Consider the following 16196-nt stretch of genomic DNA (forward strand, 5'->3'; position numbering starts at 1 on the left):
CCATTGTCTCCTGAATTTCACAGCGGATTGACCACTCGATAGCCGTGGACGTGCCAGAGTATTGGCAGCGCTGTCAAGCGGCTCACGTAGAAACCTCGATGCGTAAAATAGGGTCCTTGTGATGCGCACACGCACAGACTAGGTTTCAAATTGAGAATGTTCGCAGAGCGGTTTCCATCCCTCTATTGTCACAAAGAGAAGCATGACCCCCCTGACCTTTCCGGCGAATTCCGCGCGGGCCACCATGGACGATGTGGCACGTCTTTCAGGCGTGTCGTTGAAAAGCGTGTCTCGCGTCATCAATGGCGAGCCTCACGTGTCGGCAAACCTGCGCGCCAAGGTCGAGGCTGCAATTGCAGAACTGAACTATGTCCCTGATGCCGCTGCTCGTTCGCTGGCCGGATCACGCACCTTCATCATTGGCCTGCTGCTGGACAATCCCAGCCCGCACTACACCATGAAAATCCAGAAGGGCGTCTACGACGTCGTACGTTCCCACCAGTATCACCTGCGCATCGACAATGTCGATTCCACCGTACCGGACGAACAATTTTCCGCGCAGTTGGAAGCCCTTATTCGTAACAATCGCTGCGATGGGTTCGTATTGACGCCCCCGCTGTCGGACAATCTGCTTCTCCTGGACTTTCTTGAGGCGCGCAAGATCCGCTATGTCCGGATCGCCCCCGCGCTCGACAATGCTCGTGGCCCTGGAATTGCCATCGACGACGCTGCGGCGGCGGCGGCAATGGCCCAGCATCTGTGGGATCTTGGCCACCGCCGCTTCGCAGTCATGCGGGGCCCCGCATCGCACATGGCCGCTGCCCGGAGACGCGACGGTTTCATCGCGGAACTGGAACGGCTGGGCAGCGCCACCCCGATCATCGACGCCGATGGCGGGTTTTCTTTTGAAGGCGGTATTGCTGCAGGCGAAACCTTGATCGCTCAGAGCCCCAGGCCAACCGCCGTCTTCGCCTGCAATGACGACAGCGCTGCTGGCGTGATGGCCGCATGTTCGAAGGCAGGATTGAAGGTGCCGGACGACATCTCTGTCTGCGGTTTCGACGACAGCTGGATTGCGCGGTCAGTCTGGCCCTATCTGACGACCGTGTATCAGCCGATCGAGGAAATGGGCCAGGCTGCCGCCGCCCTCCTGCTCAGGAGAGATGAGCAGGAAGGCAAGATTTCCCAGCTTGGGTTCCAGCTGGTGATCAGGGATTCGACTGCGCCTCCCCGGCAGACTCAAGGGTAACCGGGCCGATCAGGCCCGAAGGGCGGAGCGCGGTGTCGGCACGATAGGTTGGGAACGACGTCCACGTCACCTTTTCCGCACCGGGTTGCGCATCGCCGATCAGTCGATTGACCCAGAGGTTTGCGACCTTCACCTCCACCGAATTCACGCCCTTCCTCACCACACCTGACAGGTCGACGCGATAGGGCTTGTGCCAGGCATAGCCAACGTGCTTGCCATTGACTGACACCTCAGCGATCTCGCCCACTTCGCCGAGATTAAGCCAAAGTGGCGCGCCAGCGTTCACGCTCTTGGGCAAGGTGAAGCTGCTGGTGTAGGTCGCCATGCCCGAGAAGTACCTGACGCCCGGTTCAGCCTGATCGCTCAGCGATGCCAGTCTCGGCAAGGTGATGCCTGCCGGTGCGCCACGGCCTGCCTGGAAAGCGACCTGCCAGGGCCTGTCCAGCGTCGCCACAGCCGTAGGCACCGCCTTCTTGATCATCAGCGAGTTGGCCTTGGCGGGCTTACGGAACACGACGAAGACGGAACTCTCTGCGCCGAGCGTCAGCGGGACGATCGTCTCACCGTTCTCGATGCGGTAGGATACAGGCTCGGAACGCCCGCTATCGGCGTACCACAACTCTGGCTGCTTTCCAGTGACGCGGAAACGCGCCTCTACGCGCTCATCCACCGTCTTGCGGTTGTTCAGGAACCACAGATCCCCGTCGCCCAGATTGCGGTGAACGAACAGTACCTCGGCATCCGCACTTGCTCCGGACATTCTGAAATCGGGCGACACACCTGCCTTCGCCAGCGCAGCGTCGATATCGGCAGAGGCGATGACCTGCCCTGCCCCAAGCCTCGTCACAGGCGCCCCGGACCACAGTTTCGCGACCAGCGCGGCGAAGTCCGCCTTGCCGTCAGCCAGTGCAGGCGAGCTTTCGGGTGCGTGGCCGACGACGGTTGCGCCCGCTTCGACAAGCGTGGCGAGGCGCCGCAAGGTTGCGACGGTCATGCGCCGGGTCGATCCGCCAAGCTGGATCGCCTTGTAACGCGCCCCGCCCTTGGCGACGATTTCTCCATCCTGCACTTCGATCGCATCGAAAAGCGCATCGCGGTTGATGAAATCATAGGCATGTGCCAATGGTGCGTCACCGATCGGCTTGCGCCCATAAAGCGCAGTGAGCGGTCCTTCCTCGCCGTAGAAATAGGCGACGTCTGCAACGTTGCGGCCTGCCTGCAACAGCAGAGAGGACCGCGCCATGTAATCAACCCAAGGCCGGGCAAGTTCAGCCCACGCCTCATGGCGGTTGAAGAACTGGCCGAAGAAGGCCAACGAAAGGCCCGGCACCTTGTCGTCAACCGGTTGATGCACCGAGGTGTGCACGACCGGGCGGTTGACGCCGCTGGCGAATTCCAGATCGATGATGCGGCGCAATTCGTTGGGAGCGTAGGCCCAAGGCGCCAAGGCTGACGTCATCGATTCTGCCGCGACGATGTTCTGGCCATAGACATGCGCCACCGAGGCAGCGCCTTTCATGTCGGCAAGGTAGCTGGGGTTGGGCCCGGCCTTGCGGCCGAAGGTCCACAAGGCGGACATCGGCACATCTGCATGACTGCGCATTGCCATGTCGTCGCCAAGCGAAGGACGGTTGTCCTCGAGAGCCTCCCCATAGACCTTCAGGCCATTCTCGTGCGCCACTTGCGCAACTGTTCCGTAGTGTTCCGATGCCATGAGATCGGCGAGAGTCTGGCGGTAATCGCGCAGGAACTTGTCCGACTGCTCGCGCGTGCCGACCAATACGCCGGCAAGCGTCGGCAGGTAAGGCATCGGGTCATAGCCGCGCAGGCGCTTGAACTGCTCGATCATGCGCGGCGTCCAATTGGCCGCCCCCACTTCGATGGAATCCGTCAGCAGAGCGCGAACACCGCGCTTGCCGACGAGATCCTCGCCCGCCGCATCCTTATACGTGCCGATGTAGTGCTCGAGATAGCGACGAACGGCAGCACCGTCGAACTTGTCGACTTCGAGGCCCGTCGCCTCGGGCGGCGCGGGATGATTGGTTGTGCCAAGCAGGCTAGATCCAAGACGGATCACGCGCCATTTCCCCTTGGGCGGTGTCCAATCGAGTGAGCCGTCAGGACGCATCTTGCCTGTCAGGTCGACGATCCTCGAAGGGTCAACGCCAACGGCCGCCCTATCTGGTTCGCCGAGCGCGTCGTAATCCCGTGCGATCGCATAGCCTGCCTTGGCTTCAAACTGATCGATTATGGTTTCGGAGGTCAGGCGGAATTGCTTGATCTCGAGCGGCGCCTTCGCGCTAGCCGCGATCATGTCGACAAAACCGCCAACGACGACACCGGGTGTGGGATCGCCCAAATTGGAGCCATTGAATGGCAGGGGTACGAAAACCAGACGGAAATGCCGCGCGGTTACCGGCTCGAAACTGACGGTGGACGGGGCGCCGGTGACCGGCATGCTTGCAACAGGCTGCCATGTGGTGCCGTCATTGCTGGCCTCGAGGCGAATGTCGAGAGTCGGCCCGGCGAACATGCTTTTCGCACCGGGAATTGCGATCGTCGCAGAGCGTATCGCCTGTGGCTTGGCGTAGCTCGCCACCAGAGTGGTTGGCGCCTCTGCCGGACCGCGCGGCAAGCTCACGCCAGTCTGCAGGCTGGCATCCGCCAGTGCCGCGGCGGAGATCGGCCTGCCATCTGAACTGAAGGAGGGAAGCACATCTTCCGCTGCCGTATCCGGCAGCGCGAGCACTGCAATATCGCTATATAGCTCGGGGGCCTCGAAGCCATGTTCGCCGGTGATCGAAGCCAGCGGGTCTGAATCGGGCATGTCGAGGAAAGGGCCGGTCGTGACCGGGGGCATAGGCAACTTGCCCGTGAAACGCTTTCCACCCTTGAGCCGCGTTTCAGCCCAAACGACCTTTTTCAGACCGTCTTCCGGCTTTACCCAAGGACCACCCGTTTCCGACCAGCCCGGCGAGGCTGCGATAGCAAGTTCAAGGCCCAATCGGTCGGCCTCGCTGGCGGCGAAGCGGAAGGCGTCCTTCCATTCCGGCGTCATGTATACGAGACGCTTGCCCACGACCTGTGGGGTCTGGAGTCCTGCATCGAAGTTCTGCAGGCCGCCAATGCCGACGCGCTTCATCCAATCGAGATCCTTGGCGATCCCGTCCTTGGTGACATTGCCGTTCATCCAGTGCCACCATACGCGCGGGCGCGCTTCCATTGGCGGATCCTGGAATTGCTGGGCAAGCGGATCAGGATTCGTTGCCCCCTGCTCGGCCGTAGGCGCCTCGGCAAAGGCAACCGGAGAGAGCAGCGTGCTGCAGGCAAGGATCGCTGCGACTGAAATGCGCCGGCGAATGTTCATCATCTTCTCTCCAGACCTGTTCTTTTATGGAATAGCAAATCAGACGATGCCGGCGCCCAGCCCCACGGCCTTGCGCTCCTGCGCCTTGCGGCCACGGTACTGGCTGAGGCGATAGGCTTCGAGCACATCGATGGCGCCACCGGCTTCCATCCGCGCTTTTGCCAGGATCGGCGCAACGTCGACATTGTAGGCGCGGCGAAGGGCCTGGAAGGCCATCATCGTGTCGTTGGCTTCCTGCGCCGCATGGAGCGCCTCGCGGTCCACCAGTTGCGCCTTGGCGAAGCACTGGGTGATCGTCTCGGCGCTCGAGAGCATGGACTCGATCGGGTCAGTCACATTGTGCGACTGGTCGATCATGTAGCTGGGGTTAAAGCCATCACGTGGATTCAGCTCAGCCTCGACCAGTTCGTTGAACACCAGGAACAGCTGGTGCGGGTTGATCGAGCCGCTGTCGAGGTCGTCGTCGCCATACTTGCTGTCATTGAAGTGAAATCCGCCGAGTTTGCCGAAGCGGTGCAGACGGGCAACGATCTGTTCGATGTTCACGTTCGGCGCATGATGGCCGAGGTCGACAAGGCACTTTGCCTTCGGGCCCAGTTCCTGTGCGGCAAGGATCGAGGAACCCCAGTCGCTGATCACGGTCGAATAGAATGCCGGCTCGAACATCTTGTGCTCGAGCAGCATCCGCCAGTCATCGGGCAGCGCCGCATAGATCTTCGAGGCGGCTTCCAGATAGCGGTCGAGGCTGCGCCCCAGATCCTGCTGACCGGGGAAGTTGGTGCCGTCACCTACCCACACCGTCAGGTCGGTAGAGCCGAGCTGGCGCCCGATCTCGATGCACTCGATATTGTGATCCACCGCCTGCTGGCGCGTGGCAGCATCCTGCGCGGCAAGCGAGCCATTGGCGTAAGTGTGGGCCTGCCCGACCTGATCCTGAAACGTATTCGAGTTGACCGCATCCCAGCCAAGGCCGAGACTGGCAGCCTCTTCCCGCAGCGCCTTGTAATCGCTGACCTTGTCCCATGGAAAGTGCGGGGACACGCGAGGGGTGACGCGGCTGAGCTGCTGGATGACCGCGCAGTCTTCCAGCTTTTCGTGAATGTTGGTCGGTTCACCGGCGATTGGGAACTTGGCAAAGCGCGTGCCGCCTCGGCCAGCACCCCATGACGGCACGGCGACCGAGAAGCCCGCCACGCGTTCCTTGATTGCATCGATGTCGATCCCGGTACGGGAAAGCTTCCGGCCAAGTGCTGCGTAATCCTCCTCCAGCGCCTCGGCGTGAAGGGCATTGCGTTCGGCGATCAGGTCCGCCGAGATGGGCAGTTCGGTCATCTCTTCATCCTCTCCCGGAGACTTAGCGCGTGAAGGCCTGCGCGTTGCCCGCGTCGACATTGATCATGTTGCCGGTGGACTTTGCGCTCATGTCCGAACCGAGGAAATAGACCGCTTCGGCAATGTCTTCAGGCAGCACGTCGCGCTTTAGCATCGAGCGCTGGCGGTAGTGTTCTTCCAGTTCCTTGCCGCTGTCGATGCCGTGGGCCCCTGCGCGCTCCTTGCGCCAGTCGCCGTCCCAGATCTTGCTGCCCTTGATGACGGCGTCCGGGTTCACGGTGTTGACGCGAATGCCGTGGGGCGCACCTTCCAGCGCAAGGCAGCGCGCGAGGTGGTTCGCGGCGGCCTTGGCCGAGGCATAGGCGCTGGCATTTGTCGCCGCAGCAACGCCGTTCTTCGAACCGATGAAGACGACCGACGTACCGCCCTGCTCCTTCATCCGCTTCATCAGCGGCCAGGCCGCCTTGGCGGTAAGGAAGTAGCCCTGCGCCAGCACATCGTAGTTGCGGTTCCACAACTCGATAGTGGTTTCCTCGATCGGTGCGGACGAGGCGATGCCGGCGTTGGCGACGAGAATGTCGAGACCACCGAACTCGCGCGCCGCCACATCGATTGCAGCTTTGACCTGCGCTTCATCGGTCACGTCACATACCGCCGCTCGTACGACGTCCTTGCCGAACTGCCTGGCAAAACCGGCGCGCACTTCCTCCACCGCATCGGCCGCGCGATCCGCCAGCACCACGCAGGCACCTTCGCGCAGCAGGCGAGCGGCAGAGGCGGCGCCGATGCCCCCTGCCCCGCCTGTGACCAGCGCGATCTTGCCGACCAGAGGCTTCGGCGCCGGCATGCGCTGCAGCTTGGCTTCCTCGAGAAGCCAGTACTCGATATCGAAGGCTTCCTGCTCATCGAGCGCGATGTAGTCGCCGATCGCCTCGGCGCCGCGCATCACGTTGATGGCGTTGCCATAGAATTCGCCAGCAAGGCGCGCGGTGGTCTTGTCGGTGGCGAAGGTGATGCGGCCGACACCGGGCACGAGCACGACAACCGGGTTGGAATCACGCATCGCAGGCGAGTTGGACCGCTTGCAGCGCTCATAATACGCCGCATACATCTCGCGATAGTCGGTGATCTTCTGCGCCAGATAGGCATCGTCCTGCAGGCGCGCCGGATCGAGAGTGAGCGGTGCGATCTTGGTGCGCAGGAAGTGGTCGGGGCACGACGTGCCAAGCGCGGCGAGGCGCTCGAAGTCGACCGAGCCTGTGAACTCCAGCGCCTCGGCGTCGTCCGAAAAGTGGCCGAGCTTCTGGCGCGCACCGGTCATGAAGCCGCGCAGACGGGGCATGAGGTCAGCGGCAATAGCGGCACGATCCGGATTGGGCGGAACTGCCTGCCCACCAAACGCCGGCGTGCCGGACAGCTTGCCGTTCAAATAAGTCGCAGCATCCGCGATCAGTTGCACGGTGTGCTCGTAGCAGGCCTTCGCGCTATCGGCCCAGCAGATGATGCCGTGACCTGCCAGCATCACGCCTTCGACTTGCGGATTGGCCTTCACGTAATCGCGCAGCATCACGCCCAGCGTGTATCCTGGGCGCTTCCACGGCAGCCAGCCGATCTTGCCGCCCCAGATTTCCTGTGTAGCCGCTTCGCCGCTGGAGGACGCTGCCAGGGCGATGATCGCATCGGGGTGCACATGATCGACATGGGCAAAAGGCAGCAGCGAATGCAGCGGCGTGTCGATCGAAGCCGCGCGGCCATTCAGATTGAATGTGCAGTGCGGCAGGAAGCCGACCATCTTGTCGTCATCGTCGGGGCCTGAATAGTGAGCCTCGAGGCCCAGCAGCTTGGCCTGATAGAGCGTGGCAAAGCCATCGAGCTTCATCGACCCGATGTCGCCGCCCGAACCCTTGACCCACAAAACTTCAACCTTCTCGCCCGTAAGCGGATCGACCTCCTCGAGCTTGGCCGAGGTATTCCCGCCGCCGAAGTTCGTCACCGTCAGGTCGCTGCCGAGCAGGTTCGAGCGATAGAGCAGCAGTTCGGCAGGGCTGAGCTTCGAAGCGACCGCATCGTCCCAACGGCTGGCAGGCACGGCGAATGGAAGGGCGGCGGTAATCTGGGTGTGGGCGTTCATGGCATCCTGCAGACTGTTGCGCGATCTCGCGGTCGGCGACTCAGTAGCACTTTGCGCAAAAACGATCAAGAATGATCATTTATGATTGTTTTAATGCTGGGCACAAAAAAGCCCCGCACCGATGAGTGCGAGGCTCTTTGCGGTTAAGTTGCAATCAGCGCGCTGACTGCTCCAGGAATTCGATGAGATCGGCGCGGTCCTGCGCATTTGCCAGCGGAGGAAAGGCCATTCGGTTGCCCGGTGCGAACTTCGCCGGACCAGCCAGAAACGCGTCCAGCGACTGCGCATTCCAGACGACGGCCTTGTCCTTGAGGGCCTGCGAATAATTGAAGTTCGGCATGGTGCCAGACGTGCGACCCACCACGCCCTTGAGCGACGGGCCAAGACGCGTCGCACCGGTGTTCAGGTCATGACATGCGGCGCAACGGGCGTACACGGTCTTGCCCCTGGCCGGATCCCCAGATGCCTGCTGTGCCAACGCGCTGCCGGCAATGGCGAACGAAGCGGCGGCGATTAGTGCGATTGGCTTCATGAAGCGGAATCCTTTGGTCATCACGGCATCATGCCTGCCAAGGCATGTCCCGCTGCTGAACGATCAATCCTTGGCCGGCGCCGTCAGATACAGCTTCATCAATATCCGGAAAAGCTCGGACTTTTCACGCGCTGTGAGCTTCGAGGTCAGTTCCATCTCGTGCTCGGCAATGGCCAGACGCGAACGGGCAAGCACCTCGCGACCTTCATCGGTCAACCACAGGCCTCCGGCTCTTCTGTCCAGCTTCGAAGGCTCGTTCACCACAAAGCCGTTCTTGATCAACTGGCGCACGAACTGATGCACGGTGGGGCGTTCGATCTGGAAGAACTTTGAAAGATCGGTCTGCTTCAAACCGGGATTGGCATTGACCAGCCAAAGGATGGCCACCTGCTTCGGCGTCACGCTCATCGTGTCCAGCCGCTTTTCCAGCCGCGTGACGAATAGCGTGTTGACGGTGCCGATGTGCAGACCGAGAACGGAGTCGAGATCGTCGAGATCCAGTTCAGGTACGACGGATTGTCGGTTGATCACTGCCCTAGCCACGGATATTCCTTCCAACGCTGGCGCACAAAGCCCCTGTAAAGGGCCGAATTGCAGGCAGAGATCGCGCTGCGTCCGGCTCCTTCCATTAGTAACACAAACAAATTCTGCAATGCCTTTTGTGCAATGCACATTGCGGCATGGCGCCCAATTGGAGGATGACAATCGCATAAAATGCGACCAACAACAATTACGGCGATTGCACATGACTGGAGCGATGGTGGTGTCCCGAAAAACCTTTCTCGCAAGCATGGCTGCACTCTTTGCGAATCCGGCCGCTTACGCCGATGCGGGGCCCAGCGCCCCTGCCCCGACTCTCGCGTACGCGTTCACTGTTCAGGCCTCCCTCGCTCCTCCGGTTGAGCAAGGTGAAATCGATACCGGGCGCAAGCGCTTCATCCCGATAACCGGCGGCACGGTGAGTGGGCCGGCGCTTGCCGGGCAGGTACTGCCTGGCGGTGGAGATTGGCAGGAAATCCTCCCTGGCGGTCTCACTTCGATAGAGGCGCGCTATTTTCTGAAGGCTACGGACGGAACGGTAATCGAAGTGACCAATCCGGGAGTCCGTACGGCAGCGCCGGAGATTATCGAAAAGCTCGCCAACGGAGAAAAGGTCGATCCTTCCGCCTACTATTTCCGCACAACGCCGCGCTTCTCCGTGCGCTCAGGTCCGCACGAATGGATGCGACGCAAGGTGTTCGTCGCTCGCGGCATTCGCAAGCCTGATGGCGTTGTGATCGACTTTTACACGGTGGAATAGCGAAAGACGGCAGCGCCTCAGGCTTCGACCGGCGCCGTGGTCATTCCCAATGCGGGGATGCCGACCGAGCGCCTGCCCCCGTAATCGGTCCGGACGACGATCAGATTGCCCTTTTCAAGATGCTCCAACAGGCGCCGTATGCGCCCGGAAGAGCGTGTTCCGTAGATTTCAGCGAGTCTTTCATCATCGGGGCAAGGCGCCCCCTCCATCGCTGCACGGGCCAATGTCAGGAAGGGGGCCAGCAAGTCATCGGGCACATCCTTGCCTATCCGGAGCAGATCCTGCCACTGCGCCGCCTTGTCGTCATGGATCCCTGCAACCGCCATCGCGAACCGGCGCCGGAACACGCCGAGGTCCATGCCTGGCAATATCCGCAACATGCGGCAGCGGACGGTGAAGTCCTGATAGAGCTGCGACGCCGGCTGGAACGTGCAATCTGGTTCGGCCGCCATCTCGGCAAGGATCGAGGCGATACTCGCGGCAGTTTCCTCCGCCTCGAACAGGCTTGGCGCCGCGGGCGGCTCAACTTGCTCTGAAGCGGGCACAAAGCCTGCGATCTGCCCGAGCAGTTCGCCGCTCTCAGGCGCTGGCGCTTCCGGTTCGGGCGTACGGGGCGGCGCTTCCATCGCCAGAGGTTCGGACAGCAAGATCGATTCCATCTCAGCACCGGCCGCATTGGGCAGCGGCATCAGGCCCTGCACCACGTTGCGCGCGCGAGTCTGAACATCGGCAATGCGGACGCTGACCGGACGGCGGGCAATGGCTGGCCCAAGACCAAGGAAATGTCCCCGTTCCAGATCGCGGATCTTCTCGGCCTCGCGCCGCTCCATGCCGAGCAGGTCGGCCGCACGCGCCATGTCGATATCCAGGAAAGTGCGGCCCATCAGGAAGTTCGATGCTTCGGCCGCGACATTTTTGGCCAGTTTAGCGAGGCGCTGGGTGGCGATAACCCCCGCGAGTCCGCGCTTGCGCCCGCGACACATCAGGTTGGTCATTGCCGAAAGGCTGAGGCGGCGCACTTCGTCGGTCACATCCCCGGCAGCGGCCGGTGCAAACATCTGCGCCTCGTCGACCACCACCAGTGCCGGGTACCACTCGTCGCGCGGAGCATCGAACAGAGTGTTCAGGAAAACCGCCGCGCACCGCATCTGCGCTTCGAGCTCGAGTCCATCGAGGGCGAGGATCACCGAAGCCCGGTGCTTGCGAATGCGCGCTGCAAGCTTGGCAATTTCCGGGCCATCGTAGGCCGCACCATCAACGACGACGTGGCCGAACGGTTCGGCCAGCGTGACGAAATCACCCTCCGGGTCGATTACCACCTGCTGCACGATGCTCGCGCTCTCTTCCAGCAAGCGGCGCAGCAGATGCGACTTGCCCGACCCGCTGTTGCCCTGCACGAGCAGGCGGGTTGCAAGAAGTTCCTCGACGTCGATCCTGACAGACGCGCCGGACCGGTCGGCGCCGATGACGATTGATGCGCTCACGCCTGTCGCTCTGGCGAAGGCGGGGAGAGTCGGCAAGGCCGTGGCCTTGTGATTTCCCCCGCCTTCAACGCCTTTTACGGCAGGATGATGCCATCACCGCGCTTGTACAGCGGCGCGGTACTATCATCGGGCCGCCCGGGATGCTGCTCTTCGACCGCCGTTGCCGATGAGGGCAGTTCGAACGGCAGACGCCCCTGCGACTTTGCCTTGCCGGTCACGAGATCGACGAGCACAGCATCGCTGGCTCCGAACAGACCGTAGAGTGCTGCGGCCTTGGCCTGGAATGCGGTCAGAACGGCAGGACGATCAAGGTCCACCGCCACGATCGTGGGCACTTTGGCAGACGCGATCGCAACCACCTTCGTTGCTTCGTCGTCAGCACGGAAATCGAGCCTGCCCTCGTGCTGACGCGAGCCGAAGAAGTGGTGGGGGTGAAGCACCTCGAACGGCGTGGCGACACGCACCAGAGCGACATCGGCCTGATCCAGCGTATCCACAACCGTCAGCCCTCCGGCGCGCGCCGCTTCAGTACCCACCCCTGACAGCCAGACCTTCCGGCCCGGCGCCAAGGGGAGCAGTGCATTCCTGTTCTCAAGCAGGACCTGCGCGGCGCGCTGCGCCTTGTCGGCTTCGGCCTGGGTTGCCGGATCGCCAATCACCTTCCCGGCTTGGGCCACATCTACATAGGGATTGTCAAACAGGCCGAGGTCGAACTTGAGCTTGAGCACGCGCCGCGCCGCTTCGTCGACCCGGGCGAGGCTGACCTTGCCGTGCTTGACTGCAGCAAGCAGCGGCGCTGGATCATCGACGCCGCCGAACTGGTCGATCCCGGCATTGGCGCCCATCGCATAGCGGTCTTCCTCGGAAAGATCCTCAACGCCCCAAGGCATCGCGATGTTATAGCCCTGCGGCTTTTCCGCCGTGGGCGCCTTGCACGGTTCGAGGCAGGTGTTGGTGATCGCCCAGTCGGAAATCACGATGCCACCGAACTTCTTGGTCTTGCGCAGCAGGCCGTCGATCAGCGGCTTGCTGAAACCCGCGCCGACCTGTGGCAGGGGCTTGCCTTCTATACTGACGCCATTGGCGACAACGTAGGTCGGCATCACGCCTGCGGAGTTCGCGGAAAGCGCGCCTTCAAATGCTGCCACGTGCTGGGCAAAGCTCTCGTTATCTAGGCGGGCGATGCGGCCGTAGTAGTTGTGCCCGTCGAAGCCTTCCGGCTCGGCGCCATAACCGACCCAGTGCTTGACCACGGTGGCGACGCCAGAACGGACGAGACCCGTAGGGCTGCCCTGAAAACCGCGCACATAAGCCCCTGCAAGCCGGGACACCGTCGCAGCGTCCGAACCAAAGGTCGCCACGCCGCGAGGCCAGCGTGGCTCGGTGTAAAGATCGGCCTGCGGGCTCAGAGCCATATGGATGCCGACTGCCCGGTATTCGGCGGCGACGAGCCGGCCAAATCGCTCGATCAGCTTCTCGTCCCCGATTGCCGCCATTCCCAGCGTCTCGGGCCATTGCGAGAAGCCACCGGATGCCGAACTGACGCCTACTGTCACCTGGAAGTGGTTGCGCGGATCCGTGCTGATCGTGACAGGGATGCCGAGGCGCGTGGCTTCTGCCAACCGCTGGATGGCATTGTTCTCTTCCGCAAAAGTCCTGGCATCGGGCGAGAGGCGGGTGATCGCACTGTTCACGCCCCGAGTGAGTTGCGCCTGCGCTGCCGATTTGTCGTAAGCCGCTCCAACCCCGATGGCCGACCCTTTCTCAGCCGCCAGCGTGCCATGGAGCATGAGCGCGACCTTCTCCTCAAGCGTCATCTGCCGCAGCAGATCCTCTACGCGACGAGATGTCGGGGCTGCCGGGTTCTCGTAGACGTCCTGTCGACCGTTGTGATTGAGATCGCGATAAGTTCCGCCTGCGCTGGCTGGCTGGTGGACAAGCATGGCCGCCCCGAGGGCCGGCAAGATTACGGGACCCGCAAGAAGCGACGTCAACGAACGCGACATGAATCTCTCCCGCCTGCGGATTGACAGCGCAGGACATGGGGACGTTAGTCAAAGTATGCGGATCGGGCAACGCCTCAAGACAGAAAAAGCGGCGACGCAATGCTCGCGCCGCCGCCTCTGCGACCCGTCGGGCTAAAAGGGGAAAGCCCTTCGGAAACCGAGTGTTATGCTTAGCTCTGTCGGATCAGGTAGTCGAAGGCAGAAAGCGCAGCTTTGGAACCTTCGCCCATGGCGATGATGATCTGCTTGTAGGGCACGGTGGTGGCGTCACCCGCCGCAAAGATGCCCGGAACGCTGGTCGCACCACGGGCATCGACCTCGATTTCGCCTCGCGCCGAAAGATCGATCGCGCCCTTGATCCATTCCGTATTGGGCACAAGACCGATCTGCACGAAGATGCCTTCAAGCTCGACCGTATGCAGTTCCTCGCTCGTACGGTCCTGGTAGACCAGTCCGGTTACCTTTGCACCGTCGCCCAGTACCTCGGTGGTCAGAGCCGAGGTCACAATCGTGACGTTGGGCAGCGAACGCAGCTTGGCCTGCAGCACCGCGTCAGCTCGAAGCTGGCTGTCGAACTCGATAAGCGTCACATGCGCAACGATGCCGGCAAGGTCGATCGCCGCTTCGACGCCCGAATTGCCGCCGCCGATCACTGCCGTGCGCTTGCCCTTGAACAGCGGACCATCGCAGTGCGGGCAATAGGCCACACCCTTGTTGCGGTACTCGTCCTCGCCGGGAACACCCATCTGCCGCCAACGCGCGCCGGTCGAGAGGATCAGCGTCTTCGCCTTGAGGCTTGCGCCATTCTCGAGCTGTACCTCATGCAGTGCACCTTCGCTGCCTGGCAACAGCGCCGTCGCCTTCTGCAGGTTCATCACGTCGACGTCGTACTCCTTGACGTGGCTTTCCAGCTGGGCGGCAAGCTTCGGCCCTTCGGTGTGCTGGACCGAGATGAAGTTCTCGATCCCCATGGTGTCGAGCACCTGCCCGCCGAAGCGCTCTGCCACCACGCCGGTCCGGATGCCCTTTCTTGCGGCATAGATCGCAGCAGCGGCACCGGCCGGACCACCACCGACGACGAGCACGTCGAACGGCTCCTTGGCGGCAATCTTTTCGGCGGCGCGGGCAGAAGCATTGGTATCCAGCTTGGCGACGATCTGCGCCAGGTCCATGCGGCCCGAGCCGAAGGGCTGGCCGTTTAGGAACACGGTCGGCACGGCCATGATCTGGCGCCGCTCGACCTCTTCCTTGAACAGCGCGCCGTCAATGGCGACGTGAGTTACGTTGGGGTTGAGCGCTGCCATGATGTTGAGCGCCTGCACCACGTCGGGGCAGTTCTGGCAGGTCAGCGAGAAGAACGTCTCGAAGTGTAGCGGACCGTCAAGGTCGCGCACCTGGTCGAGAAGCTCGGCGTCTTCCTTCGGCGGGTGCCCGCCAACGTGGAGCAGCGCTAGGATCAGAGAGGTGAACTCATGCCCCATCGGCAGACCGGCAAACACGGCTTCCGCCCTGCCCTCGTCTGACCGGATGGCGAAGCTGGGCGCCCGCTCGTCCGTTCCGTCGAAGCGGGCGCTGACCTTGTCCGACTGCGCAGCAATTTCCTCGACAAGCGACCGCATCTCGGCGGACTTGGCGCTATCGTCCAGAGTTGCAACCAGCTCGATCGGACGGCGCAGGTTGCCGAGATAGGACTTGAGCTGGGCAGTGGTGGCGGCGTCAAGAACGGGCATGGTCATTTCCTTTGGACATTACAGACCGCGCGTCACCGAATGGTCGGCGCACGGGGGATCAGTTCGAATTTGATCGGGATCGTGGAGCCGGCGGGCCGCCCACAAGCGGCACGGCCCGTCCGGTGGCTATGGCAGGACGTTCAACCCCACGCGGTGAGCGCCCTGCCAGAACAATCAGATCTTGCCGACGAGGTCGATCGACGGAGCCAGCGTTTCGGCGCCTTCTTCCCACTTGGCCGGGCAGACCTGGCCGGGATTTTCGCGCCAGTACTTGGCAGCCTTGATCTTGCGCAGCAGTTCCGCAGCGTTGCGGCCCACGCCCTCGGGGGTGATCTCGACCAGCTGGATGGTGCCGTCCGGATCGGTCACGAAAGTGCCACGGTCAGCAAGGCCGACGCCTTCGCGCAAGATGCCGAAGTTGTTCGAGATCGTGTGGTTCTGGTCGCCGAGCATGTAGTAGTTGATCTTGCCGACAGCCGGCGAGGTTTCATGCCATGCCTTGTGGCTGAAGTGCGTATCGGTCGAAACCGAGTAGACTTCGACGCCGAGGCCCTGGAGTTCGCCATAGATGTCGGCAAGGTCTTCCAGTTCGGTTGGGCAGACGAAAGTGAAGTCGGCCGGGTAGAAGAAGAACACGCCCCACTTGCCGAGTACGTCCGCATCGCTGACGTCGACGAACTTGCCCTGGTGGAAAGCGGTTGCCTGGAATGGCTTCAGCTTGCTTCCGACGATCGACATAGACTCAAATCCTTCTCGTTGTGGATTGGTGAACCGGGATACGAATGGTGAGGTAGGGCATGAGCAGTCGAATTTCCAATGAGCAAATTCGCCTTGTTTGATTGATTGGATCGATCAATAGCGGAAATTATATTGCACTTTCCGGATGTCTATGAAGCCGTGACCTAAAGTGCAGGTCCTGATGAATCCCAGGAACGCCGCAATGGCGAGAGCGTTGCGCCGTGCGCGTGCACTTTTTGCACTGCCTGCCGCAATTTCAGCACTTGAAATCCTTTCGCGCCTGAACCAAGTGGCATTTCGCAACGGAACGATTTCGTTCAATTACTG

The 16196-nt window shown here is 62.0% G+C and carries 12 protein-coding genes; 2 read left to right on the forward strand and 10 right to left on the reverse strand.

The genetic code is table 11. From position 1 onward, the window contains the following. Positions 1–202: 202 nt before the first annotated feature. Entirely contained in the window at positions 203–1249 is a 1047-nt protein-coding gene (locus AC1Q5P_RS07600; protein WP_193826739.1) for a LacI family DNA-binding transcriptional regulator, read from the forward strand. On the opposite strand, the gene AC1Q5P_RS07605 is transcribed toward AC1Q5P_RS07600, so the two are convergent. The 5 genes from AC1Q5P_RS07605 to AC1Q5P_RS07625 all read right to left on the reverse strand — a co-directional run bounded on the left by AC1Q5P_RS07605 (position 1209) and on the right by AC1Q5P_RS07625 (position 9154). After that, positions 1209–4616 (reverse strand): glycosyl hydrolase, encoded by a 3408-nt coding sequence (locus AC1Q5P_RS07605; RefSeq protein ID WP_492518614.1) that lies wholly within the window; start codon positions 4614–4616, stop codon positions 1209–1211. The two genes, AC1Q5P_RS07600 and AC1Q5P_RS07605, sit on opposite strands and share 41 nt — an antisense overlap. A gap of 39 nt (positions 4617–4655) precedes the next feature. Beyond that, positions 4656–5948: an L-rhamnose catabolism isomerase gene (rhaI, locus tag AC1Q5P_RS07610; protein ID WP_492518615.1), complete on the reverse strand. Its 1293-nt coding sequence runs from the start codon at positions 5946–5948 to the stop codon at positions 4656–4658. A gap of 22 nt (positions 5949–5970) precedes the next feature. Next, positions 5971–8079 (reverse strand): bifunctional rhamnulose-1-phosphate aldolase/short-chain dehydrogenase, encoded by a 2109-nt coding sequence (locus tag AC1Q5P_RS07615; protein ID WP_492518616.1) that lies wholly within the window; start codon positions 8077–8079, stop codon positions 5971–5973. Between the two features lie 154 nt (positions 8080–8233). Continuing rightward, positions 8234–8611: a c-type cytochrome gene (locus AC1Q5P_RS07620; protein WP_039334083.1), complete on the reverse strand. Its 378-nt coding sequence runs from the start codon at positions 8609–8611 to the stop codon at positions 8234–8236. A 63-nt stretch (positions 8612–8674) separates the two neighbouring features. After that, entirely contained in the window at positions 8675–9154 is a 480-nt protein-coding gene (locus tag AC1Q5P_RS07625) for a MarR family winged helix-turn-helix transcriptional regulator (RefSeq protein WP_492518617.1), read from the reverse strand. Positions 9155–9401: 247 nt separating this feature from the next. Between AC1Q5P_RS07625 and AC1Q5P_RS07630 the strand changes: the two genes are divergently transcribed. Further along, positions 9402–9911, forward strand: coding sequence for a DUF3237 domain-containing protein (locus tag AC1Q5P_RS07630; RefSeq protein WP_156135757.1), 510 nt, complete (start codon positions 9402–9404; stop codon positions 9909–9911). Between the two features lie 17 nt (positions 9912–9928). Here the strand turns inward: AC1Q5P_RS07630 and AC1Q5P_RS07635 are convergent, their stop codons facing one another. The 5 genes from AC1Q5P_RS07635 to AC1Q5P_RS07655 all read right to left on the reverse strand — a co-directional run bounded on the left by AC1Q5P_RS07635 (position 9929) and on the right by AC1Q5P_RS07655 (position 16190). After that, the gene (locus AC1Q5P_RS07635) at positions 9929–11395 is read right to left on the reverse strand and encodes a helicase HerA domain-containing protein (protein WP_492518618.1); all 1467 of its coding nucleotides are present in this window, start codon (positions 11393–11395) and stop codon (positions 9929–9931) included. Positions 11396–11469: 74 nt separating this feature from the next. After that, positions 11470–13401, reverse strand: a complete 1932-nt coding sequence (locus tag AC1Q5P_RS07640) for a glycoside hydrolase family 3 protein (protein WP_492518619.1) — start codon at positions 13399–13401, stop codon at positions 11470–11472. A 170-nt stretch (positions 13402–13571) separates the two neighbouring features. Further along, on the reverse strand, positions 13572–15131 hold the full coding sequence (gene ahpF / locus AC1Q5P_RS07645) for an alkyl hydroperoxide reductase subunit F (protein ID WP_492518620.1): 1560 nt from the start codon (positions 15129–15131) through the stop codon (positions 13572–13574). Between the two features lie 174 nt (positions 15132–15305). Then, positions 15306–15869 (reverse strand): alkyl hydroperoxide reductase subunit C, encoded by a 564-nt coding sequence (gene ahpC, locus AC1Q5P_RS07650; RefSeq protein ID WP_039333951.1) that lies wholly within the window; start codon positions 15867–15869, stop codon positions 15306–15308. Between the two features lie 114 nt (positions 15870–15983). Further along, positions 15984–16190, reverse strand: a complete 207-nt coding sequence (locus AC1Q5P_RS07655) for a hypothetical protein (protein ID WP_156451852.1) — start codon at positions 16188–16190, stop codon at positions 15984–15986. Positions 16191–16196: the final 6 nt, after the last annotated feature.

It is taken from the genome of Novosphingobium sp. GW835-FHT14H07, from assembly GCF_058793515.1.

Coding starts and splice junctions, on each gene's coding strand:
- ahpF (WP_492518620.1), bottom strand. CDS start 15,131: ATGCCCGTTCTTGACGCCGCCACCACTGCCCAGCTCAAGTCCTATCTC.
- AC1Q5P_RS07600 (WP_193826739.1), top strand. CDS start 203: ATGACCCCCCTGACCTTTCCGGCGAATTCCGCGCGGGCCACCATGGAC.
- ahpC (WP_039333951.1), bottom strand. CDS start 15,869: ATGTCGATCGTCGGAAGCAAGCTGAAGCCATTCCAGGCAACCGCTTTC.
- AC1Q5P_RS07605 (WP_492518614.1), bottom strand. CDS start 4,616: ATGAACATTCGCCGGCGCATTTCAGTCGCAGCGATCCTTGCCTGCAGC.
- AC1Q5P_RS07640 (WP_492518619.1), bottom strand. CDS start 13,401: ATGTCGCGTTCGTTGACGTCGCTTCTTGCGGGTCCCGTAATCTTGCCG.
- AC1Q5P_RS07620 (WP_039334083.1), bottom strand. CDS start 8,611: ATGAAGCCAATCGCACTAATCGCCGCCGCTTCGTTCGCCATTGCCGGC.
- rhaI (WP_492518615.1), bottom strand. CDS start 5,948: ATGACCGAACTGCCCATCTCGGCGGACCTGATCGCCGAACGCAATGCC.
- AC1Q5P_RS07630 (WP_156135757.1), top strand. CDS start 9,402: ATGGCTGCACTCTTTGCGAATCCGGCCGCTTACGCCGATGCGGGGCCC.
- AC1Q5P_RS07615 (WP_492518616.1), bottom strand. CDS start 8,079: ATGAACGCCCACACCCAGATTACCGCCGCCCTTCCATTCGCCGTGCCT.